We start from the raw sequence: 22,372 nt of genomic DNA, 5'->3' as shown, positions 1-22,372 counted from the left end.
TCGCGAGAAAGTAGTCCTGGGAGGATTCGAACCTCCGTCGTAGCCCCCAGAAGGCTACATGATTGGCCACTACACCACAGGACTTCATCCGAGTATATCCGGTTGTCGTACTTGAGTTTTGCGAACCGTGTCTCCCCCCGACAGTCCGGAACACATCACGTCCCGGCGGCCGACATGTCCGGCACTTCGACGTGTTCTTTTCGATGGCAGTTTGCACAGAGAACGATACATCTCGACACTTCCTCGCGGATCTCCGCTTCGGGGGCCGAATCCGAGATCAGTTTACCGACCGAAGCCGTCTTGCCCTCGGGATCGGAGTGGTGGAACTGCAGACAGACCGGATCACCCTCTGAACATCGTTGACAGCCCGTGCGACGACGGTACTCGACGGTCCATTGTTGCAGTCGTTCGCGTTTGGTCCGTGGCGGGGCCGTCTCCTCACGGACGACGGCCGCCTGTCGATTGTGTCGTTTCTTATGACAGTTCGCACAGAGCACTTCACAGCCGTCGATCTCCGTTTCCAACCGATCGGTCGAATACCCATGCGTGACCATGTCGGTGATCGCCATCTCCTTGTCGTCGTTCGGGTGATGGAAATCCAGGCACGCCGGGTCTGATTCCCCACACTCCGAGCAGCCCCGTTCCGCCTTTCGATCGTTCACCCACGCCCGGAGCCGCTGCCGTCGTTCGAGCGTCCGTTCAGTGTTGTGATCGGCGTGCCTGTAGTGCCAGCGCTGGTCCTGCGTCAGTGCTTCCCAGCCCGTGCCGTCCGGAAGGTCGACGTCCTCGGGTTTCGGCGCGACTCTCGACCCTGTAGACGGGTTCGTTTCGAGTCCAGCACGTCGTTTCGCCTCGTTCCACCCACCGACGACCCGAAGGATCGTCGACGCCGACGGCGTCAGTCCGAGCGTCTCGTACTCGACTTTCGTCGGCGAGGCGTCGAGTTCCTCCGCGGCGTCCTGCAGAGCGTCGAGGCACTCTTCTTCGGTCGTCACGCCAACCGCTGGCTCCGTCCCGATATGTAAAGGTACTGACGACCCGATTCGACGGAACCCGATCTCACGTGGCCGATGATCGGGTCCGCTCACGCCCTCGGTCGGGTGAATGATTTATGCCGTGATTGTCAAATACTGGATCACCATGGACCATCCGAACGAAGAACTGATGCGGACGGCAATCTCGCTCGGTACCGATCCAGAGGCCGTCGGTGCGCTGCTCGTCAAGAACGGCGATATCGTCGCCAGCGGTACCGGCGCGATCTTCGAACGGCCCGACGCGACCGCTCACTCGGAGATCGAAGTGATCCGTGAGGCGTGCCAACGACTCGACTCCGAACGGCTGGACGGCTGCTGGCTGTACTCGACCCACGAACCGTGTCCGATGTGTACGGCTGCGTGTTGCTGGGCCCGTATCGAGGGCGTCGTCTACGCTCTGACGGACGAGGACATGCCTGCTGACTGGGGGACGATTTTCTCCGCCGTGTCCGCACGCGAGATTCGTGACAGCTGTGAGCATCGGCCGGAACTCCATGACGGATTCATGCACGCGGAAGCGACTCGGCTTCTTCACTGACGCAGGGTGGAACACTCGATTGAGCCACTGACGATTTCGGTGTGCAAAGCCGAAATGGGCTTGTTACGCCCCCTCCTACGAAACAATGTGGATCAGGAGACCATCATCGTGGAACTCGACGTCACCTCGCCGCAGGTCGTGCTCGGCCCAACGCTCGCGAGCGACCTCGACGTCACCGTCTACGCGGAACGATTGCCGGTCTCTCACGAGGGGACGACCTGGTTTCAGGTGACAGTCCTGGCTGCCGACTTCGACGCGTTCGAGGACGCGCTCGCCGCGGACCCGACTGTCGCCGACAGCGAGGTGTTCGCGGCGTACGGCGACCGGCGGACGTACCGGCTCACGATCGCCCCCGACGTCCCCGTGATGACCGAACACGTCGCCAGCTTCGGCGACGAACTGCTTGACCTCCGTTCGACCGCGGACGGCTGGCGCGTCCGCATTCGGACGACCGACCGCGCCTCGATCCGCGAATTTCTGGCGTTCTGTGCCGAGCAGGACATTGACTGCCGACTCGCTCGGGTCTTCGAAGCGAGCGATCCGGTCGGCGAAATCGCGATGCCCGTCGAACGCGACGCTTTCGAGCTTCTGGCCACGGCCTTCGAGGCGGGCTACTTCGAAGTCCCCCGGGCAACCTCCCTTGCCGACCTCGCCGAGCACTTCGACGTCTCCGAATCGACGATGTCGGTCCGACTCCGGCGGGCGCTCGGTCACGTCGTCGGGAGTCTTGTCGCCGACGTGCCTTCCGACTCCGCGGAAACCGAGTGAGTGCCGACAGCCCTGCGGACTGCCTTATGTTGCTTATAAAGTCTGGAGCAGTTCGACGGAGTCGGTATCAGGTGGTGTCTCCTACCATCTTTCGGCATGAAACGGAATGCACCTGTCGACACTGGCGACGGCCGACACGAACCCACCGACCTTCGGTTGACTGTCGACATCGCCGGTCGGCGACTCGTCTACGCGGAAAGCGACCTCGAGACGATCGGGTTCAGCGCGAACGAGCTATAACGAGACGTCTTCGAGTGATTCGGATTCGGCGGCGATCTCCTCGTTGAACGCCGCGACGAAACCGGGGAAGTTCGGGGCGTGAGCGCGCAGGTCATGCGCCGAGGGGGGTTGATACTGTGAGAGGAGATAGATCCCGCCTTCGCCGCCGACCCGCAGGTAACTGGTCCGGCCGTCCTCCCACTTGAGTTCCCACCGCGAGCCCCCGGAGCCGGAACTACCGCGTCTCGATCCACCGGAGCCACCGTTGTCTGTCACGCGTGCCGAAAACGTCCCGTAGTCGCCGCCCTCGTAGCGCTGGAGCTGGCGCGCCATAGCGTCGGTCGCCTCGCGCATCTGGCCGAGGATCCGTTCGCGTTCCGCGACCACGCTATCGACCGGTTCGATGGCGGGGAAGTCGCTGTTCACGTCGTCGAGCACGCCCGCGAGCGAGCGAACGTGCTCGTTGAACGCCGCCACGAACGCGTCGTAATCCGCCATCGCCGTTGCGAGGGCGTCCGGATCGGGCGGTTGCTGGGTCGAGACGACGTAGACGTCCGCCCCCCGACCGTCGAAGCGGAGGTACTGGACGTCGCCGGCCTCGTATTTGAGTGTCCAGGTCCCCGCCTCCGTCTCGAAGTCCGCCTGGCCGTAGTCGCCGCCCTGCAGCCGGGCGAGTTCGCGGGCGATCCGGCCGGCGTGTTCGGTGACTTCGGCGACCACCTCGTCGCGGCGCTCGGCGGCGGCCTCGGTCCCGCCGATCTCGCTGTCCAGGCCAGTCGTCATTGCCACTGGAGAGGAACTCAGAGCGGATAACGCCACCGAGTCCGATGCTGTCGATCGCGGAACCGACACCTACTTTCCGGTCTGCGTCTCAGGAGGGAACATGTACGTTGGACGATTCGTCGTCGTAGCCCCGGAGGTCGGCGCGTATCGCGTCTCCTCCCGCTCGTTTCCCAACCGCAAGGCCGTCGATCGCGACGGGACGATCACCGTCGCGCCGACGGCAGACGCCCCCGAGACGGACAACCCCTACATCTCCTACAACGCGGTCCGGCTGACCGACCGCGGTGCGGTGATCGGCAACGGCAGCCACGTCGATCCCATCGCCGAGAAACTCGCGCTCGGCACGCCGGCCCGGGACGCGCTGGCCGAGCCCCTGAAAGCGCTGGACTTCGAGAAGGACGACTACGACACGCCCCGGATCGCCGGCATCGTCGGCGTTAGCGAGGACGATCCAACTGCCGGCGAGGCCGGCGCAGCCATCGGGATCGTCCGTCGTGACGCGCTGGTGGTTGAGGCCGTCGAGGAGCCGACGCTCGTGGCGACCTACGAGCGCGACGACCCGGTCCCGTTCGACCTCGGCGCGAATGACGCCGCGGGCGCGGCGCGAGAACTCTACGATCACGAGTTCGAACACGCTGTGTGTGCGGCCGGCGTCTCCGGGTCGGCGGGCGACTACGAGACGGCGATCGTCAACGAGTAAGTAGCAGTCGACTGCCTTCTGTTCTCAGTCGCTCGGGACGACGTTCGCGCCCACCTCGCGGTCCCGGACGAAATGGACGACCGCGTAGACGAACGGCGTGTCGAACACCGCGACGCCGATCTTGACGAGGTACTGGCCGACGATCAACCCGGCGGCGTCACCCAGTGGTATCCCCTTGAAGAGGATGAAGGCGACGGTGATGAAGATGACCGTGTCGACGAACTGGCTCGTCGCCGTCGACCCGACGTTGCGCAGCCACAGGAGTCGGCCGTCGGTGCGGTCCCGAAGCCAGTGGAACGTGAAGACGTCGAGGTTCTGGCTGACGAGGTAGGCGAGCATGCTCCCGGCGACGACGCCCGTACTCGATCCCAGCACGCTGGCGAACGGTGACTGGTCGACGGGCGAGCCGACAAAGATGGGTGCTTCGATCGCGAGCCATACCAGCCCAAGCAGGACGAAGTTCATCGCGAAGGCGACGTTGACCAGCTTGGTCGCCTCGCTGCGGCCGTAGAGTTCGGCATAACAGTCCGAGGCGAAAAAGGTCACCGCGTAGGCGAAGGCGGCCGCCGGGACGATCAGCGTTGACCCGGCCAGCGGGAGCGAGAACGGGATATCGATGCCGACGAGTTTGCTCGCGGTCACCTGTGAGGTGATCAGCGCCGTCACGAAGACCGCGATCAGCCCGAGGCGAGCCAGCGGCAACGGCGTCGCAGACCGTTCAGCGCTCATCGGTCTGCCTCCCCTGGCGCTCGTCGATCTCGTCGAGTAGATCCAGCGTCTTCCGGATCGAGGCCCGGATCGCCTCCGACCGGTTGACGAACTTCCCCTCCTCGCCGACGTGATCGTCGAGATCCGCCAGGAGTTCCTGGGGCACTTCGACGCTTATCTTGGGCATACTGGGGACTTCTCTCAAGAATACTTTAGCCTCGCGGTTCGCTCGCGACACTCGTCACTCAGATATCTATTTACCCGCCGCAGTCGTAGGTCTCCTATGGCAACGATTCTCGTGTGTTACGGCACCAGCGAGGGCCAGACCGAGACGATCGCCGAACGGATCGGCGACCGGCTCACCGAACGTGGCCACCGCGCCCCGGTCCGGAACGTGGCCGAGAACGACCTCGACCCGACCGGCTACGATGCCGTCGTGATCGGGTCGTCGATCCACATGGGGAGTCACCAGTCAAGCATCGAGGGGTTCGTCCGCGAAAACCGCGAGGCGCTCGCCGGTCGTCCGACGGGGTTCTTCCAGGTGTCGCTATCATCCGCCACCGACGACCCGGACCGGCGTGCCGAGGCCGCGGGCTACGTTGAGGACTTCGAGGACTCGACGGCGTTTCATCCGGACCGCGTCGGCCTGTTCGGCGGCGCATTGCGGTACTCGAAGTACGGGTTCCTCAAGCGGTTGTTGATGAAGCAGATCGCAAAGCGGGCAACGGGGGATACGGACACCTCGCGGGACTACGAGTACACTGACTGGGACGAGGTTGAGGCCTTCGCCGAGGACTTCGCTGCGTTCGTGGAGGGACGCCTCGGCGAAGCCCCGCCGCGGACCGAGTGAGCGGTCGCCCGCGAACCGGGGGTGTTGGCGACCGTGAGTTTGATACGAGAACCGACAGTATCTACTGACAGAGCGGCCACGTTTCAGGTAGACAGATGGTCGAACCACTCCTCGTCGTCGGGATCGTCATCACCGCGTTCGTCGCGTACAACATCGGCGGCGCGACGACCGGTCCAGCCTTCGGGCCGGCAGTCGGCGCGGGGGCGATCGGCAAGGTCGGCGCGGCCGCGCTGATGTCCGTCAGTTTCTTCGTCGGCGCGTGGACGATCGGCCGGGAGGTCGTCGACACGCTCGGGACGGAACTCGTCACCGATCCGACGATCTTCAGCCTGCCGGTCAGTATCGCTGTCCTGTTTTTCATCGGCGGGGCGCTGTTGATCGGCAACCTCTCGGGTGCGCCCGCCTCGACGTCGATGACTGCCGTCGGCGCGATCGCGGGGCTCGGCATCGCCTCCGGGACGCTCGATCTCACCGTCGTGGGTGAGATCGTCTCCTGGTGGATCGTCTCACCGGTAATCGGCTTCTGGATCTCCGCGGTCATCGGCCGATACTTCTATACGCACCTGCGGCGACTCATCGCGATCGACCAGTCCGAGGGACCACTGTTGACGCTCGACCGTGAGGGTGGGCTCCCCCGACCCGCTCCCGGCCCGAACACGTCCCGTCGTGAGATCGTCGGGACTGTCGTTCTCGTCGCGATCGGGTGTCTGATGGCCTTCAGTTCCGGGACGAGCAACATCGCCAACGCGATCGCGCCGCTGGTGGGTTCGAACGAACTCAAGATGAACCCCGCTATCCTTCTCGGCTGTGCGGCCGTCGCCGTCGGGGCCTTTACGATCGCTCGCCGGACCATGGAGACGCTCGGCAACGACATCACCGATCTGCCGCTGACCGCGGCGATCGTCGTCGCTGTCGTCAGCTCGACGATCGTGATCGCGCTATCGGCCGCCGGCGTCCCGGCGAGTTTCGTCGTGATCGCGACGGTGAACATCGTGGGCCTCGGATGGGGGCGGGCGACCCGAGTCGTCAAGATCGAGGACGCCGTCGTCGGCGACGAAACCCCACCGGTGTCTGTCGGGGCGCTGGCTGCGGACGACGATGCCCCGACGGTGGGGAAACCGGAACTGATCGAGGACGAACACGACCCGGAGCCGATCGGCGACGAACCCGCTCAGGAACCGCCCGCCCAGTCGAACCTCTTCGACCCGTCGACGACTGCTCGTGTCCTCCTCATGCAGAACCTCGTCCCCATGCTCGCCACTATCGCGTCGTTTGCGACCTTTGAATTACTGTTCGTCGTCTGAGTGCTCCCCGTTTGTACGTTGTCAGCAGTCGGCGTGATTCGTCCCGCTGCCATGGACCGCTCGATCGGAGCGGTTCGGGCTCGCCCGCCGGCTAGGTCGTCGCCGGCGTCAGCGGCCCCTTCCGTCTGCCGCCGAGCGTATACAGCCAGAGGATGCCAAGGCCAAGGAGGTACGCCAGTGCGGCCGGAATGGCGACCATCAAAAGCGAGAACATCCCGCCGGGCGTCACGACTGCTGCCAGGGCGAAAAACGCCAACACGACCACGCGCCACCCGGAGCGCATGCGCTCGTAGGAGACGAGGCCACCACGGTAGAACAACAGCATTGTGATGGGGATTTCGGCGAGCAGGCCGATCCCGACAGTGGTGAACACCAGCAGCCACCCGAAGGTATTGACCCGATACCGGACGACCATGTGGGCGTTGATCGCGTCCGAAGCCAGCCACGACATGACGGCTGGCGCGACGAAGCTGTATCCGATGTAACTCCCCACGCTGATGCCGACCACGAGCGATCCGCCCCAGACGAGCAACGTCCGTCGGTCACCGGCGGCCCACCCGCGCTCTTTCAGGGCCGGCCAGACGTAATACAGCACCAGCGGAAGCACGGCGACGACGGCGAGCAACGCGCTCACCTTGATCTCGAACACGAGATGCTCGACGGGGTGGAGGACGGCGATATCCCCCTGATCGATCTTGTCAGCCGGCAGTCGGCGCAGGAAGTCGCGTCGGATGTCACCGATCCCGCCCGAGTAGAGGTACATGAACGATCCCGCGAGCACGGCCATGAAGACCGCGACGAGTCTGAACGCCTTCGACGTGAGCGATTCGAGGATGAACCGCAGGTCATACATGTAGCCGCCGATGTCGTCTTCGGTCGTTTCCTCCTCGGTGAAGGCGTCGACGACACCGGTCGCCGTCTCCGAGACGACGCCCGAATCGCCTTCTTCGCCCCCCTCGGCTGTCGCGTCTTGTCGGTTTTGAGCCCGCTCGTTCGCCTCGTCGTACCGGTCGAGGATGAGTTCCGCTTTGTCCGTGTTCCCGTTCCCGATCGCCTCGTTGACGTGGGCCATCGCTTCGTGTTCTTCGAGTGCTTCGAACGCCTCCGGCGGTGCGGCTTCGATACCGGCCTTATCGAGGTTCCCGATGTCGATCGCGGACGGATCGCCCATCGTCGCCATCGCCAGACCTGCTTCCTGTTGTACCTGACTGGCGACCAAGCGAAACCCGACGATAGCGACTGCCATCACGGCGACGACACCGGCAACCAGTGCTGCCGCCTGGGACTCGGGTAGCCCCAGGGCCGCCCCGATGGTCGGTACTGGTCCAAGATCGCCGGGAGCCATCGAGAGTCCCTCGTTGATCGCTCCCACGCCGCCGGCACTGAAGAAGCCGTAGACGACGGCGAAAGCTGTGATCGCTGTCCCGGCGAGGACGTTCCACCGTGCACGGAGCGTTTCACTCACGTCGACTTGCCCGCGTGAACGCTTTGCACCGACGACGAGTTTCGTAATCTGTAGACTGACGGCGTAGAGGCCGACAAGCGGCGTCGCCCACATCAGCTGCGTGATCGGGTCCGGCGGGGTGAACACCGCACCCCCCGCATACAGGCCGAAGATGGCGTGCTTCCATTTGTCACGGAACGTCTCGTATGGCACGATGTCGGCGTACGCGAGCGTACTCATGACGAGCGGCAACTGGGATGCGATCCCGAACGACAGCGAGAGCAACAGGATGAACTCGACCCACTTGACGATGTGATACGTCGGGACGAACCCGGCGTTGATCGCGTTTGACGCCAGGAAGCGGAACATGATCGGGAAGAAGACGGAATAGGCGTAGGCGATGCCGCCGACGAACAGCGCGAGCATAGCGACGACCAAAAACACCATCTTCCAGCGGGCGATCGGAGCCTGTGGCAACCAGTTGCGTCGTCTGAGTGCGTCACGCGAGAAATACAGAAACAGCGGGACCGATAGGATCGCACCGACGATAAGTCCGATCTTCACCTGCAAGAGAATGACGTCGAACGGCGAGACGGTAACGACGTTGGTTCCCTCCCGAACCTCTTCGCTCATGCCCGCAAACATATCGGTCTTGAGCCGATCCCAGACGAACGACTGCAGTATCCAGATCGTCCCCACGAGGCCGAGAACGAACGCGATAAACACCTTCTGGAGATCCTGCTGTGCAGACCGAAGCATCGCTCCCAGCGTCTCTCGACCACTCGCGAGTGTGCGACGTGTGCCGTCGTCGAGCGCTCCGGACATCTTCGTTCGGAGGAGTAACGAACTCGCCGTTATCAATTTATTCATCGACGTATCGGCTTGCCCGTGGGGAGGGGCTACCCGGACGCGAAAAGAAGGCTTACAACAAGAGGGTGCAAACCCGACGAAACGATGACCGACGGCGACGGTCCCGACGACTCCGAGGATCCATCCGAGAACGGACGCGACAGCCCCGACTCGGCGAGGGACGACGCCGTCGATTCTCCCGGGACGGCCGACGGATCCGATGATTCGACTCTCGATCGGGACGAGTCAGCCGAACCCGATGACGAAGCCGGGGTCGAAGATCGTTCCGGTGGGACAGACGACGAGACGGATGCCGACCCCGAGACGGACGACGCCACGGAGGACGATTCAGGGGCAGACGACGAGGACGGTGACGGTACGGGTGCGGAGTCAGCGGACGGCAACGGCACGATCAACTCGATGGAGCCGGTTCGGACGGCGGACGAACCACCTGATCAGGAGCCGCCACGCCCCACCTTCGAGTCCGATCCGACCGAACCGGTCGATGACAACAAGGCACCGGATGACGAGGAGATGCCGCTGGCCGATCACATCGAGGAGATGGTGCGTCGTCTCGGCGTCGTGCTGGTGTTGATGGCCGGTGTGAGTGCCGTCGTCTTTCCTTTCGGCGAGCAGATCATCAACACAATCTGGTATTCCTTCTTGCCGGGAACCTTCGAGCAATGCCCGACGACGGGGACGGTCGTGACACCCGCGGGCGTGACGATCAAGCCGGCCTGTCCACGCGTCTACAATCCGGTCGCGACGATCCTGGCGCGGTTCAAGGTCGCGACGCTTGCCGGGTTCGTCGTCGCGCTCCCTGCCTTCGTCTACGAGACGTACCTGTTCATGCGCCCCGGGCTGTTCCCCCGCGAGCGCCGATACTATCTCGCCGCCGTGCCGACGAGTCTTATACTCGCCACGGTTGGACTGGCCTTTTCGTACATCCTGGTCCTCCCCGCGATCTTCACGTACTTCCTGTACTACTCCGAGAGCGCGGCGGACATCGCCTTCGCCCTCACCGAGACGTTCGATCTGATGGTCCTGATGATGGGCTTTTTCGCGGCCATCTTCCAGATTCCGCTGTTCATCATGCTCGCGATCATGATGGGCGTGACTTCGAGGCAGTGGCTGGCTGACCGTCGACTCCTGTTCTGGGCGGCCTTCGGCGGGATCGCGTTCATTTTCAACCCCGATCCGACCGGGATGGCCCCGTTCATCGTCGCCGCCACGATGATCGCGCTGTTCGAGGGGACACTCCTCCTGCTGTCCTGGACTGGGTCCGATGGAATCCTCCCTTCCCCCGAAAGCATCGCGGCTCGCCGGCCCTACGCCTGGCTCCTCGCTCTCGTCACCGGCTATCTCGCCAGCGACGCCCCGCTTCCGGCGGGGTATTACGAGCAACTGCCCGGCGTGGTCAGTGGCTTCATCGAGAGCAACGGCCTGCTCGGCATGACGCCGGTCGTCGTCGGCGGCGCGCTCATCGCGACCTACGAACTGCTGGTGTTTCTGGCGATCCGGCTGCTGTCGATGGGGCGGCTCAAGCAGGTGCTGTTCACGGGCCGTGTGTCGCTGTTCCGACTCCGCGCGCCGGTCTGGATTCTCTCGCTGACGATCGGATACTTCGCGAGCCCGGAGCCGTTCCTGCTGGATCGCGCGAACGAGATCGCGCTCGCGCCGGTCGAGGCCGCAGCACTGGCCGGCGGGCTGATCGTCGCTTTCGAAGTGACGCTTGCTATCTGGCGGTATGTTCGGCCGGAACAAGGCCAGCGATTGCCCCTCGATCGATGATCGATTGCAGTCGGTTGGCCAACCGTCACGCAACTGTCAGACGATTGCGAGCGATGTTTCCGCGTCCCGGTCAGGCCAGTTACCGTGTGAACTGACCGAAATACTCTTATACTACAATTGACTACATTTGATTACAATATGCCGGTCCTCCTCAACGATCACGATTCCGACCTTACCCTTCGGCCAGGGACCACGAAGTCGGATATCGTCGCGTACCTCTATCGAAACCCCGAGTGGGGATATTCGCCGAAGGACATCACGGAAGCCCTCGACATCCCGCGAGGGACCGCCACGACGACACTCAAACGGCTGTACGACGACGATTACGTCGGGAAAACCGACGACGGCTACTACCACGCCCTGGGCGAACGAGATGACATTCGACGGTATGTCTCTAGCCTTGAGCAGGCACATCGACTGTTCGGTCACCACCGCGATGCGGACGCCACGCCGGAAGCGCCCGAGAAACAGATCGCTGCAGATCGTACTGACGAGAAAACCGATGCCGAACTTGCGGCGTTGGAAGACGAGATCGGCGATCACGATGAATAGAACGAGTATCGGCCCGCAGGAGAGTTGCATCCTAGCGGCCTGCGGGAGACGCTTTCCGGTCAACCGGTCGGCTTCCAGATCAACGACTCGGAGATGCGGAACTGGGAGCAAGCCCGTGGCATCCCCGCCGACGCCGACCAGCACCCGGATGTCGAAAACAGTGTCAAAGTCGTCGCGCAATGCTTCCAAGGCACAGACATTCCCAACAGGCAAGACGCGGAAATAGTATCGAACACGACGGCAACGGTCGAACTCGGTGACGGCGAACCAACCCGGGTCGTCACCGAGATCCCGGAACGGAACGGACTGTCCCGAGAAAACAAGTCAAGGTTCAAATGCCTGTACGGATTCGCTCAGAACACGGGTATTGATCTTTTACCGGTTCACAACTCCTGGCGTGGCACCAACGCTGCAGGATGGAGTGACGACGTACCGCTTCAAGGAACAATCATCGAAGGAATCCCCGCCGAATCACCAACAGACTACGGCGGACTAATCAACTTCAATCCGGGCACACCGCTCAACACGGAAGAAAACGAACTTGACCAATACACCTCCAGCACCAACACCGACATCTTCACCGACTTCCCCGCCGAAACAGGAGGGTTGAATCCAATAAGGAGAAATCCAAGAGTATTCTGTAAAACGTTTACTGATAGCTGTTAAGGAGGAAGATTAGGAGGGTGAAGGAGCCATTCCGGCTCCCGTCTCCCACTCCTCCAAATCGCCGACGTCGTACAGGAATTCGGCTTCTTCTATGTCGTCAACTTGCTCAATGTTGGCACCGACTCTCAGGTACTCATCATCTTCAAGAGCGTGTTCATATTCCTGGACGCCCTGTCTGGCTTTCTCATACTCCTCGTTGATGTGGTCGAGGAACTCCCAACCGTCAAACTCTTCAAACTCTCTTTCGAGGAGTTCAAAGCCTGCATCAGTGAATCCTATTTCAAAGTTTTCAGATGCAATAAAGTCGTCGTGGTTGATGAGGTCTATTGTATCTCCGTAAATCACCTGATGCAGGTTTTCATGCCAGCCTTCCCAATCTTTTGAGCCCCATTCCGGATGATCTGTATCGAAAGCACTCTTATCAAAGTATGATCTTGTAGCAGTTCCGCTGTCATCGAAGTAGCTGTCTTCGGGTACGTTTTGGATCATGTTGTTTTTGTCGGTGACGTTGGCTTGGGGGCTGAATGCGTCGAATTGTTTTTGTTCGTCTTCTTGTGTTTGGTAGAGGAGTTGTGTCCAGTCGCCGGGGCCGCCGTTGTAGAATCGGGTGTGGTTGCCGCGGAAGTTGTCTTCGTTGGTCCAGTCGAGTTCTGTTAGTGCGATGTAGTTGATTGCGTCTGCGGCGGCGTCTCTGTCTCCTGTTATTTTTGAGACTTGGACGGCGAGTTCTGTGAGTTGTTCTGTTCTGGTGTCGTATGACTGGATTTCTTCCAAGTCGATTCGTCTGATTGTTGAGCTCGTGCTTTCTGGTTTGGATTCTTCCAGTCTCTGTGCGTGGATGTCTCCGGCGTTGATTTGTGATGGTTCGTAGTCGTGGACAGGGACTGTTTCCTCCGGAGTTGTAGTATTGTCTGGTGTTGTAGTATTTTCTGGAGTGGTTGTATTGTCAGGGGTTGTAGTGTTTTCCGGAGTTGTCGTGTTGTCTGGAGTGGTTGTGTTTTCTGGTGTGGTTTCGTTCCTGACTGTGGTTGTTCCGTTCGGTGTTTCGACTTCAACTTCTGTTTCGTTCGGCTGGTGCTCGGTGTAGGTGTGGACCGGCGTGCCGATTGCTGTGTCGGTGTTTGCTGGTTCGTCGTCGCCGCTACTCGAACAACCAGCGACGGCCCCTGTGACAGAAGCGCCGAGCGAAATCAGGACGTGACGGCGCGATATCATACTCGTATGCTCTTGAGACTGGTACTTGATTCTACTGGTCGATTCGGATTTTCCGTCCAACTTAGACCGAAGATATCCCACGCGCCAGACGGCATCTCGTGACTGCCGTCCAACAACTGATCGTCAGCAGTAGACCACTCGCTCGAAATCCACACGTAGCGACCGATCAGTCGTCTTCGCTCGCCGGGCTCACACTTCCCGTCCGATACCCCTCCAGGTCGAGCGTGACGTGCTCGAATCCCAGATCGCCGATGTGTTCGCGCGCCGCGGCGACGAACTCCGGATCGAGCGCCGCCTCGAGTTCCTCCTCGCCGACCTCGATCCGGGCGATGCCGTCGTGATCGCGGACGCGGAACTGCTCGAAGCCCCAGGTCCGGAGGACACGTTCGGCCTGTTCGATCCGCGTGAGTTTCTCCTCGGTGACTTCCAGCCCGGTCGGGATCCGCGAGGAGAGACACGCCATCGACGGCTTCTCGGCGACCGAGAGGTCGTAGTGGTCGGCGATCTCCCGGACTTCTTCCTTCGTGATATCGTGTTCGAGCAGCGGTGAGGTCGCGTCGAGTTCCTCGACGGCCTGCAATCCGGGGCGGTGTCCCTCGCCGGGGTCGGCGGCGTTCGTCCCGTCACAGACCGTCTCGATGTCGAGTTCCTTCGCCCGGTCGTACATCGCGGAGAGGCGCATCGACCGGCAGTGATAGCACCGATCGCCGTCGTTTTCGATGAACGCCTCGCTTTCGAGTTCGGAGAACTCGACGATATCGTGGCGGATGCCGATCTCCTCGGCGACACGCTTGGCCTCCTGCAGTTCGGCCTCGGGGAGCGTCTCGCTTCTGGCCGTACAGGCGACCGCGTCCGCGCCCAGTGCGTCTTCGGCGATCGCGGCGACGACGCTCGAATCGACCCCGCCCGAAAATGCCACGAGGACGCCGTCGCGCTCGGCCAGATCGGCGCGGGCCGCCGCGAGTTTGTCCTCGACGGACCGCTGGGTGGATTCCATTACGCCGCGGTACGGAATGGACGCGCAAAAGCCCGTTGTCCCGCGGCGGGGTGGTGTTTAGTTGAGCGAGCGCGGTTGGAAACAGCCAGAAAGCCCCGAGTGGCTCCGGTCGAGGCCCTCGCTGTCTCCGGAAATCGAAGATTTCCGGGATGACGAGACGGACTTCGTCCGTCTCGAACCACGCTCCTCACTGCGTTGTCTCCGGAAATCAGAGATTTCCGGGATGACGAAAGAGCTTCGCTCTTTCGAACCACGGTGTCCGCTCACGGGCCGTGGGCCCGTTCGCGCGTGCCGAGGCGGCTCTGCCGCCTCGCGCCTAGCGTCGGCCGTCTTCCCGGAGCCACTCGCCCCTTTCAGTCCCGCCCAGGCCGGCTGATCAACCGGCATCGGGCGGGACTGAAAGGGGCCGCGCTCGCAGCGACCCCCGGCGTCCGCGGCTCTGCCGCGTGGCTCGGGAGAGCGAAGCTCTCCCGGTGACGTAAGCACCCACCGGAGCGCAGCGAGCGCGAGACGCGAACAGAGTGAGCGTCTCAGTCCGCTCGAACGGCGAACGGAGTGAGCCGTGAGAGTCGCGGCAGCTGAGAGCGGGGGGACTTTCTGGCTGTTGCCAGCGACCCCTACTACACGACACACTACCCAGGGCGGGGCGACGGGACAGCCTCCGGCCACGAAACTGCCGGGAGCCGAACGATTACCCCGCGCCGTCCCCGCCTTCCACTATGGACCTCTCGATCGTCGATCTCTCTCCGGTCCCCGAGGGCGGCACCGCGACCGATGCCTACGCGAACACCGTCACCGCCGCGAAACAGGCCGAGGAACTCGGCTACTCGCGGGTCTGGGTGGCCGAACACCACGCAATGGGCGACACCCTCGCCGGAACGACGCCAGAGGTGCTGCTTGGCCATCTCGCGGCAGAAACCGACTCGATCCGGCTCGGCTCGGGAGCCGTCCTGCTCAACCACTACAGCCCCTACAAGGTCGCCGAGGTTTTCGGCACGCTCGATGGACTCGCGCCGGGCCGCATCGACGCCGGACTGGGCCGAGCGAACGGCTCGCCGGCTGCCGATCGCGCCCTCGGGACCGAGCGTCGTGTCGAGAACCCCGACGCCGAGCACCGCGAGAAGATCGAGTCCGTCGTCGCCCACCTCTACGACGCTTTTCCCGACGACCACGCCTACAGCGACCTGGCGATCCCTCGCTCCGGCGAGGAGCCGCCGGTCCCGTGGGTGCTCGGATCGAGCCCGTCCAGTGCGAAAGTCGCCGGGCAACTCGGCTTGCGCTACTGTTTCGCGGCGTTCATCCGCCCCGGGTTCGTGACCCAGGCCTTCGAGACCTACCGCGAGCATTTCGAGCCCGCCGACAGCGACGGCGGCATCGACGAACCGGAAGGGATGGTCGCCGTCAACGCCATCGCCGCCGAGACCGACGCGGAAGCGGCGCGCAAGCGGGCGGTGGCCGAGGCGTCCTTCCAGCGGATGGCACGCGGCGTCGTCGGCTCGACGCCCTCAATTGAGGAAGCGATCGACGAACTCGACGGTGTGCCCGACCCGACGCCGGCCACGCTCGAGGCGGGGGAGTGGCCGCGGACCATCTCGGGGAGTCCCGAGACGCTCGCGGGACTGCTCGAGCAACTCGCCGACAGGGTCGGCGTCGATGAGATGATGATCCAGCAGGTCGTCGCCGACCACGACGACGCGCTACGCTCGCACGAACTGCTGGCCGAGGGCGTCGGGATCGCCCCGTGTTGACCGGTGAGAGTGGCCAGCGAACGGGGTGGGTCGCCAGTTGCTGGTGAAGCAAGTTTTCGGCCGAAGCGATATTTAAAGGAGTTCTGACGCGTACCGTGACCAATGGCGTCTGACGACGAAGTTGCCCGGAAAGCCTTCGAGAAGGCAGCCACGATCATGCTCGTGCTGGACATCGAGGGAACGATCCAGCGCATCAACGACCGCGGGTGTGCGGTCCTCGGGTACGATCGCGACGAACTGCTCGGTTCGGACTGGTTCGAGACCGTCGTCCCCGAGGAGAGTGACGTGGGTCTGCCGGCGGTTCTCGACGGCCTCAGAGACGACGACGAGTTCGACGTCCACGAGAACACGGTCCGGACCGTGGACGGCGAGATCCGACGCATCAAGTGGCACGTCACCGGGCTTCGCGACGACGCCGGCGAGGTCACGCACCTGCTCGTCTCCGGGTCGGACGTCACCGAGCGGGCCGAAACCGAGCGACGCCTCCGCCGGTACGAACAGACCGTCGAGAGTTCGACCAATCAACTCGCAGTCGTCGACCGGGAGTACACCTACGAGTTGGCCAACCGAAACTACCGGCGATTCCACGGCCTGGGCGAGGAGATCCCGGCTGAACTGACGATCGCGGACGTCTACGGGACCGAAACCTTCGAAGCGATCAAGCCCGCTGTCGACCGGGCGCTGGCCGGCGAATCGCTGGCCTACGAGATCACGCGTCCCGGCCCGGACGGCGACGATCGCACGTTCGACGTCCGGTACTTCCCGCTCGTGGCTGACGACGACACGGTGGAGGGTGCCGTCGCCGCGTTGCGGGAGGTCACCGAACAGCGGGCACGCGAGCGCGAGCGTCGGGAAACCAGAGACACCTTCGAAGGCCTGTTCCACGGGATCAACGACGCCGTTTTCGTTCACGATTTCGACGGTCAGTTTCTCGCCGTCAACGAGACAGCCCGTGAGCGGCTCGGATACGACGAGGGTGAACTGCTCGGTATGACTCCCCATGATATCACTGCCGGCCAGCTGACGGGCCAGATCAGTGAAGCGGTCGAGACGATCCGGGACGAGGGTGAGTTGACATTCGAGACCGTCCACCTCACGACGTCCGGCGAGCAAATCCCGGTCGAGATCACGTCGAGTCTGGTGTCGTACTTCGGCGAGGAGGCCGTCTTGAGCGTCGCCAGGGACATCACTGCTCGGAAGGAGCGGGAACGACAGCTCGAACTGGAGGTTGACCGACTCGCGGAGTTCGCCGGCGTCATCTCTCATGACCTCCGAAATCCGCTGAACGTCGCCCAGAGCCGAATCACGCTGGCGGCTGAGGAGTGTGGCGACGACCACGAGCACATCGCCCCTGTCGTCAACGCATTGGATCGCATGGAGTCGATCATCGAGGACACGCTCATGCTCGCCCGGCAAGGCGAGACCGTCGGCGAGACCGAAGCGGTCGCCATCGCGGACCTCGTCGGGCAGTGCTGGGACGCGGTGACGACGGGGGAGACAACCCTCGAGATCGCCGACAAGTTCTCCCTGCGAGCTGACCGCGACCGTCTCCAGCACGTTTTCGAGAACCTCTTCCGGAATGCCGTGGAACATGCTTCCAGGACCCCTCACTCGTCTTCGACTCCCAGAGATGCGATCGAGCGCGCTGGCGAGGCCGTGACGATCAGCGTCGGTCGGCTCGGGGACGACGGTTTCTACGTCGAAGACGACGGCCCCGGAATTCCCGCGGCCGATCACGAGACTGTTTTCGAGCCCGGGTTCTCGATCCAGGACGAGGGAACGGGCTTTGGGTTGACCATCGTCCGTCAGATCGCCGAGGCCCATGGGTGGACCGTTGACGTGACAGACGGGGCGGCCGGTGGCGCGCGCTTTGAGTTCACTGGTGTCGACATTGTCGAATGACCGGACCGGTGGTCCCGTTCGAGTGATTCCGCGGGCTGATCTGGGATGTCGAGCACACAGCGGCAAGTCAACGCGATACTGGAGAGACTCTGCTTCTCGATATTGTCACAGCCACCCACAACAGGTAAATGGTCAGCCGCCGAACGTATGGGTACAATGGAACCAAACGTCGGGTCACTGGATCGAACCGTCCGCATTGCGATCGGTATCGTCCTCGGGATCGTCGGAGCTGCCGTCTTCGCCGGCCCGCTGTCCAGTCTGGGAACGATCGTCGGCGCGATCGCGCTGGTCGCCGGGGCTGTCATGCTCGGGACGGGGCTGACCCGCCAGTGCATGCTCTACCGGCCGCTTGGCATCGACACCTGCGAACGATAGTTCCCGGCGGACACAGAACTATCGGACGAGCCGTGGCCGGAATCGAGACCGGTGTTCTCCATCACTACTTGGGGAGTGACTGGGCGATCGGGCAGGACGTGAGGTTTTTTCTCACGGGGCGTCGAGACATCGATAGATGGACCTGACGGCGATCCCCGGCGTCGGCGAGAAGACCGCGGCGTCGCTTGCCGAACTCGACGATCCAGCGGCGGCGATCGAGAACGGCGACGTCGCGGCCGTCGCTCGGGCCCCCGGCATCAGTCAGGGTCGTGCCGCCCGGATCGTCCGCGCGGCGATCCGCGAGCGCCACGGCGACGCGGGCGAGTTCCTGGCGACGCCGCGCGCCCGGGAAGTGTACCGGGACGTTCTGGAACTGCTCGAAGCACGCACCGTCACCGACTACGCCGCCGCCCGCCTGGAGACGCTGTACCCCAGCGCCAGCGATTCTCGGATCGCCGAAGTCCGCCAACTCAGCGAGCGGGCGATCGAACGCGATCCCGACGAGACCGTCCTCGAGGCGCTCGAAGACGTCGAACCGCTGGAGCGGCCTGGCGACGTTCGTGTTCGGGACCGGTGTCTCGCGACGACCGACGGCGAGACCTACGCCAGCGCCCGTGAGGCGATCCCCGAGATGAGCGTCGAAGTCGTCGAGGACAGCCGCGATCTGGCGGAACTCGCCCGCGGATACGCGACGGTCGTCGCACTGGACGATTCCTTCGCCGGCGTCGACGTCGAGGGTGACGTCCGCGTCGAACCCGACGCCCTCGAGGATCCGGCCTCGGTCGTGCCCGAGCGCCCGATTGCCTTTTTCGCGCACAACCGCGACCGCATCCTCGCGGCGATTTCCGTCCACCGGGCAGCCGACTTCGATCCGCCGTGCGACCTCGACGCGCTCGAAGCCGCGCTGGACCGACTCGACGCGGAGGGGACGCCGACCGGTGACGACGAACTAACGCGATTGCAGGCTGCCGTCAACGACCTCGACGCCGCCGTGAGCGAGGCCGAATCGGTCGCCAACGACCGCCTCCGGGAAGCGATCGAAGCGCAGGATGTCACCATCGAGGGGGCGGACCTGCTCTCGCTCGTCGAGCGGGGCGCTGGCGTCGACGAGGTGCTCTCCCGGGAACTGGCCGACGAGTACGACGACGCCGTCGAAGCGGCCCGCGAGCACGTGATCGACACACTCGACCTGCGGGACGTAGCTGACATCACGAAGCGGGCGTTCCCGGACGAACCCACGTTTCCCGTCGAGCGCGAGGAGAGCGTCGTCTCCCGACTCCGGGAGGAGCTCACGACGGCCCGGGACCGCCGGGCCGAACGGCTCAAAACCGAGCTGGCCGACGAACTGGCGTCGATGCGAGAGCCGGCCGAGGATCTCGTCGATACCGCGCTCGAACTGGACGTCGAACTCGCCATCGCCCGCTTGGCTGCCGATTTCGACGCGACGATGCCGGCACTCGACGGCGACGGGATCACGATCGAGGGGGGTCGGTCGCCGCTGCTCGACGTGGACTTCGTTGACGTCGAACCAGTCGACTATGAGGTCAGCGGTGTTCGCCTCCTCTCGGGGGTGAACAGCGGCGGGAAGACCTCGACGCTGGACCTGCTCGCGCTGATTGTCATCCTCGCGCACATGGGGCTACCGGTGCCCGCAGACCGGGCCCGAGTCGGGCGGATCGACGCGCTGCACTACCACGCCAAGACCCAGGGCACGCTGGACGCGGGGGCCTTCGAGAGCACGCTCCGATCGTTCGGCGAGTTGGTTACTGACGCCGCGAACGAGGGTGAGACACTCGTGCTGGTCGACGAGCTGGAGAGCATCACCGAACCCGGCGCGAGCGCGAAGATCATGGCCGGGATTCTGGAGGCGCTGGCCGAACGCGACCAGACGGCCGTGTTCGTCTCCCACCTCGCCCGGGAGATCCGCGAGACGGCCGATCAGGACATCGGTGTCGACGGCATCCAGGCACTCGGCCTCGAAGACGGCGAGTTACAGGTCGACCGGACGCCCCGGAAGGACACGCTGGCGCGCTCGACGCCCGAGTTGATCGTCGAAAAACTCGCCGACGGCGACGATCGCGAGGACGGCGAGGGGAACTTCTACGGACGATTGCTCGAGAAGTTCGAGTAGCGCGCCCATCAGTCGGTCCCGTTCAGCGCGGGACGGCCCGCGTCGCGGCCGCTTTGAACGTCGCGACGACGGAACTGCCGGCCGCCAGTTCGAGGTGCTCGACGCTGGCGAGAGTCACGACGACCCGCAGGGTCACCTCCTCGCTGACCGCGACTGAGACGTGGGCGATCGCCTCGCCGCGCTCGACATCGGTCACGGTCCCCCGGAAGCGATTGCGGGCGCTGGTGTCCGCGGCGGGCGGGGCCGTGTCGGGCCGATGGAGCGTGATCGTGTCGGCCCGGAACAGGACTTCGACGTCCGTCGCGTCCTCGAACAGCAGCGCGCGGACCATCCCTGCACCGGTCTCGATCGTGGCGAGTTCGCCGTCGCGCTCGCGGACGGTCCCCGAGAGGACGACCTCTTCGGTCCGGGCGGTCCCCTCGAGTGCGGCCTGCAGGCGGGCGAACCGCGCCAGGAGGTCCCGGGCGTCGTCCGTGAGTTCGCTGCCGCCGCCGTCGGCCCCGCCACGGCGGCGCTCGACCAGCGGGCCGACGGCCGACTCGAGGTCGGTCACGCGCTGGTGGGCCCGCGAATACGACCGTCCGAGGGCCTCGGCCGCGGCATTGAGCGACCGGTGATCCTCGATCGCCCGCAACAGCGCGGCGTCGTCGCCGTCGAAGGTGACCCCGCCGATCCGCAGGTGGGCGGAAAACCCCGCGTCCATGTCGGCGCCTAGCCCCGGGCCGGGCATAGAGGTTTCCACCGCCGGGCAACTATTGGGTTCGACACAACCGTTATGTCCGAGAAGACACATCGTCGTTATATCTCGAATGGAACAACGGAACGATCACCCGGGATCCGGGGGCCTGGAGCGGGTTTCGCGCCGCGGGTTCCTCGCGGGAGCGGCCACGCTGGGTGTGGGGACACTTGGAGGGTGTCTCGCCAGCAGCGCGAGCACGGTGTCGGTCCTCTCGGCGGGGAGTCTGGCGTCGGCTTTCGAGGAGCGGGTCGGGTCGACCTTCGAGGAAGCGACTGACTTCGGGTTCCAGGGGACGTACTACGGGTCCCGTGCAGTCATGCGACTGGTCGAGGACGGCCAGCGTCGCCCGGACGTGGTCGTCAGTGCCGACGCGGAACTGCTTCGTGAGCGACTCCAGCCGACACTCGCTGACTGGGACGTGGTCTTCGCGACGAACGCGCTCGTGATCGCGTACAACCCCGAGACCGACATCGGGGCCCGACTCGCCGACGGCGAACCCTGGCACGCGGTACTGGCCGCTGCGGACGGACGGATCGCACGGACCGATCCGGACCTGGATCCGCTCGGCTATCGGGCGATCCAGCTGTTCGACCTCGCCGAATCGTACTACGACGAGCCCGGACTGGCCGGGGCCCTCCGGGCCAACACCGTGATCGAGCCCGAGGAACCGCAACTACTCGCGGCCGTCGAGAGCGGCGAGCGGGCCGCCGCCGTCGCCTACCGAAACATGGCCCACGACTGGGACGTGCCAAGCGTCGAACTCCCGCCGGAGCTGAACTTCGCCGACCCCGGGCTGGCCGACCACTACGCCACCGCGACCTACACGACCGAGGACGGCACCTCGCTGCCCGGGCGGCCGATCCGATACAACGCGACCGTCCCGGCGAACGCCGAGCACCCCGAGGCGGGCCGGCGGTTCGTCCGGTTGCTCGCCGAGCGGCCGGCCCCTCTCCGGGAGTCGGGGCTGGTCGTGCCCGACGGCGTTCCGAAGGGGCACGGAGACGTGCCGGACGGGGTGCTACCGTGATCGGGACCGATTCGACGGTCCCGGAAAGCATC

The 22,372-nt window shown here is 64.1% G+C and carries 22 protein-coding genes and 1 tRNA gene; 14 read left to right on the top strand and 9 right to left on the bottom strand.

Features of this window, described 5'->3' with window-relative positions:
• Nucleotides 1–11: 11 nt before the first annotated feature.
• Together HUTA_RS05110 and HUTA_RS05105 are read right to left on the bottom strand one after the other, a co-directional pair.
• Nucleotides 12–84, bottom strand: a tRNA-Gln gene (locus tag HUTA_RS05110).
• A gap of 71 nt (nt 85–155) precedes the next feature.
• Nucleotides 156–995 (bottom strand): homing endonuclease associated repeat-containing protein, encoded by an 840-nt coding sequence (locus HUTA_RS05105; RefSeq protein ID WP_015788802.1) that lies wholly within the window; start codon nt 993–995, stop codon nt 156–158.
• A gap of 145 nt (nt 996–1,140) precedes the next feature.
• On the opposite strand from HUTA_RS05105, the gene HUTA_RS05100 reads away from it, so the two are divergent.
• From HUTA_RS05100 to HUTA_RS15525, 3 genes are all read left to right on the top strand, one after another.
• Complete coding sequence (locus HUTA_RS05100; RefSeq protein ID WP_049941197.1) at nt 1,141–1,572, top strand: nucleoside deaminase; 432 nt, start codon at nt 1,141–1,143, stop codon at nt 1,570–1,572.
• An 87-nt stretch (nt 1,573–1,659) separates the two neighbouring features.
• Nucleotides 1,660–2,340 carry a helix-turn-helix domain-containing protein gene (locus HUTA_RS05095; RefSeq protein WP_143920328.1) on the top strand — a complete coding sequence of 227 codons (681 nt, stop codon included), beginning with the start codon at nt 1,660–1,662 and terminating at the stop codon, nt 2,338–2,340.
• 96 nt (nt 2,341–2,436) lie between these two features.
• Nucleotides 2,437–2,580, top strand: a complete 144-nt coding sequence (locus HUTA_RS15525; RefSeq protein WP_015788799.1) for a hypothetical protein — start codon at nt 2,437–2,439, stop codon at nt 2,578–2,580.
• Here HUTA_RS15525 and HUTA_RS05090 read toward each other — a convergent pair.
• Entirely contained in the window at nt 2,575–3,342 is a 768-nt protein-coding gene (locus tag HUTA_RS05090) for a hypothetical protein (RefSeq protein ID WP_015788798.1), read from the bottom strand. The genes HUTA_RS15525 and HUTA_RS05090 overlap by 6 nt on opposite strands.
• Nucleotides 3,343–3,442: 100 nt before the next feature.
• Between HUTA_RS05090 and HUTA_RS05085 the strand changes: the two genes are divergently transcribed.
• Nucleotides 3,443–4,042, top strand: a complete 600-nt coding sequence (locus tag HUTA_RS05085; protein WP_015788797.1) for an IMP cyclohydrolase — start codon at nt 3,443–3,445, stop codon at nt 4,040–4,042.
• 24 nt (nt 4,043–4,066) lie between these two features.
• Here the strand turns inward: HUTA_RS05085 and HUTA_RS05080 are convergent, their stop codons facing one another.
• Together HUTA_RS05080 and HUTA_RS05075 are read right to left on the bottom strand one after the other, a co-directional pair.
• Nucleotides 4,067–4,771, bottom strand: a complete 705-nt coding sequence (locus tag HUTA_RS05080; RefSeq protein WP_015788796.1) for a queuosine precursor transporter — start codon at nt 4,769–4,771, stop codon at nt 4,067–4,069.
• Nucleotides 4,761–4,937, bottom strand: a complete 177-nt coding sequence (locus HUTA_RS05075; protein WP_015788795.1) for a CopG family ribbon-helix-helix protein — start codon at nt 4,935–4,937, stop codon at nt 4,761–4,763. Before HUTA_RS05075 ends, HUTA_RS05080 begins: the two co-directional genes overlap by 11 nt.
• Before the next feature lie 96 nt (nt 4,938–5,033).
• On the opposite strand from HUTA_RS05075, the gene HUTA_RS05070 reads away from it, so the two are divergent.
• Both HUTA_RS05070 and HUTA_RS05065 read left to right on the top strand, forming a co-directional pair.
• Nucleotides 5,034–5,600: a flavodoxin domain-containing protein gene (locus HUTA_RS05070; protein ID WP_015788794.1), complete on the top strand. Its 567-nt coding sequence runs from the start codon at nt 5,034–5,036 to the stop codon at nt 5,598–5,600.
• Nucleotides 5,601–5,695: 95 nt separating this feature from the next.
• Nucleotides 5,696–6,904 (top strand): inorganic phosphate transporter, encoded by a 1,209-nt coding sequence (locus HUTA_RS05065; RefSeq protein ID WP_015788793.1) that lies wholly within the window; start codon nt 5,696–5,698, stop codon nt 6,902–6,904.
• A 91-nt stretch (nt 6,905–6,995) separates the two neighbouring features.
• On the opposite strand, the gene HUTA_RS05060 is transcribed toward HUTA_RS05065, so the two are convergent.
• Nucleotides 6,996–9,173: a twin-arginine translocase subunit TatC gene (locus tag HUTA_RS05060; protein ID WP_079891673.1), complete on the bottom strand. Its 2,178-nt coding sequence runs from the start codon at nt 9,171–9,173 to the stop codon at nt 6,996–6,998.
• Between the two features lie 129 nt (nt 9,174–9,302).
• Here HUTA_RS05060 and HUTA_RS05055 point away from each other — a divergent pair, with 129 nt between their 5' ends.
• The 3 genes from HUTA_RS05055 (at nt 9,303) to HUTA_RS05045 (ending at nt 12,206) form a co-directional block, all read left to right on the top strand.
• The gene (locus tag HUTA_RS05055; RefSeq protein ID WP_015788791.1) at nt 9,303–10,988 is read left to right on the top strand and encodes a twin-arginine translocase subunit TatC; all 1,686 of its coding nucleotides are present in this window, start codon (nt 9,303–9,305) and stop codon (nt 10,986–10,988) included.
• A 138-nt stretch (nt 10,989–11,126) separates the two neighbouring features.
• A complete protein-coding gene (locus tag HUTA_RS05050; RefSeq protein ID WP_015788790.1) occupies nt 11,127–11,540 on the top strand; it encodes a MarR family transcriptional regulator in 414 nt (137 codons plus the stop codon).
• A gap of 24 nt (nt 11,541–11,564) precedes the next feature.
• The gene (locus tag HUTA_RS05045; RefSeq protein ID WP_015788789.1) at nt 11,565–12,206 is read left to right on the top strand and encodes a hypothetical protein; all 642 of its coding nucleotides are present in this window, start codon (nt 11,565–11,567) and stop codon (nt 12,204–12,206) included.
• 9 nt (nt 12,207–12,215) lie between these two features.
• On the opposite strand, the gene HUTA_RS14950 is transcribed toward HUTA_RS05045, so the two are convergent.
• Both HUTA_RS14950 and larE read right to left on the bottom strand, forming a co-directional pair.
• Nucleotides 12,216–13,421: a hypothetical protein gene (locus HUTA_RS14950; RefSeq protein WP_015788788.1), complete on the bottom strand. Its 1,206-nt coding sequence runs from the start codon at nt 13,419–13,421 to the stop codon at nt 12,216–12,218.
• A gap of 166 nt (nt 13,422–13,587) precedes the next feature.
• A complete protein-coding gene (gene larE, locus HUTA_RS05035) occupies nt 13,588–14,418 on the bottom strand; it encodes an ATP-dependent sacrificial sulfur transferase LarE (RefSeq protein ID WP_015788787.1) in 831 nt (276 codons plus the stop codon).
• A 719-nt stretch (nt 14,419–15,137) separates the two neighbouring features.
• Between larE and HUTA_RS05030 the strand changes: the two genes are divergently transcribed.
• From HUTA_RS05030 to HUTA_RS05015, 4 genes are all read left to right on the top strand, one after another.
• Nucleotides 15,138–16,166 carry an LLM class flavin-dependent oxidoreductase gene (locus tag HUTA_RS05030; protein WP_015788786.1) on the top strand — a complete coding sequence of 343 codons (1,029 nt, stop codon included), beginning with the start codon at nt 15,138–15,140 and terminating at the stop codon, nt 16,164–16,166.
• 102 nt (nt 16,167–16,268) lie between these two features.
• A complete protein-coding gene (locus tag HUTA_RS05025) occupies nt 16,269–18,068 on the top strand; it encodes a PAS domain-containing protein (protein ID WP_015788785.1) in 1,800 nt (599 codons plus the stop codon).
• Nucleotides 18,069–18,224: 156 nt separating this feature from the next.
• Nucleotides 18,225–18,443 carry a YgaP family membrane protein gene (locus tag HUTA_RS05020; protein WP_049941195.1) on the top strand — a complete coding sequence of 73 codons (219 nt, stop codon included), beginning with the start codon at nt 18,225–18,227 and terminating at the stop codon, nt 18,441–18,443.
• Nucleotides 18,444–18,579: 136 nt separating this feature from the next.
• A complete protein-coding gene (locus HUTA_RS05015; protein WP_015788783.1) occupies nt 18,580–20,574 on the top strand; it encodes a MutS-related protein in 1,995 nt (664 codons plus the stop codon).
• Nucleotides 20,575–20,596: 22 nt separating this feature from the next.
• Here the strand turns inward: HUTA_RS05015 and HUTA_RS05010 are convergent, their stop codons facing one another.
• Nucleotides 20,597–21,277 (bottom strand): TOBE domain-containing protein, encoded by a 681-nt coding sequence (locus HUTA_RS05010; RefSeq protein ID WP_143920327.1) that lies wholly within the window; start codon nt 21,275–21,277, stop codon nt 20,597–20,599.
• A 106-nt stretch (nt 21,278–21,383) separates the two neighbouring features.
• Here HUTA_RS05010 and HUTA_RS05005 point away from each other — a divergent pair, with 106 nt between their 5' ends.
• The gene (locus tag HUTA_RS05005) at nt 21,384–22,340 is read left to right on the top strand and encodes an extracellular solute-binding protein (protein ID WP_015788781.1); all 957 of its coding nucleotides are present in this window, start codon (nt 21,384–21,386) and stop codon (nt 22,338–22,340) included.
• The last annotated feature ends 32 nt before the right edge of the window (nt 22,341–22,372 follow it).

Origin of the sequence: Halorhabdus utahensis DSM 12940 (genome assembly GCF_000023945.1) — an archaeon.
In the GTDB taxonomy this organism is placed as follows: domain Archaea; phylum Halobacteriota; class Halobacteria; order Halobacteriales; family Haloarculaceae; genus Halorhabdus; species Halorhabdus utahensis.
The sequence above is the reverse complement of the archived record's forward strand: the minus strand, read 5'-3'. Positions and strand labels throughout refer to the sequence as shown.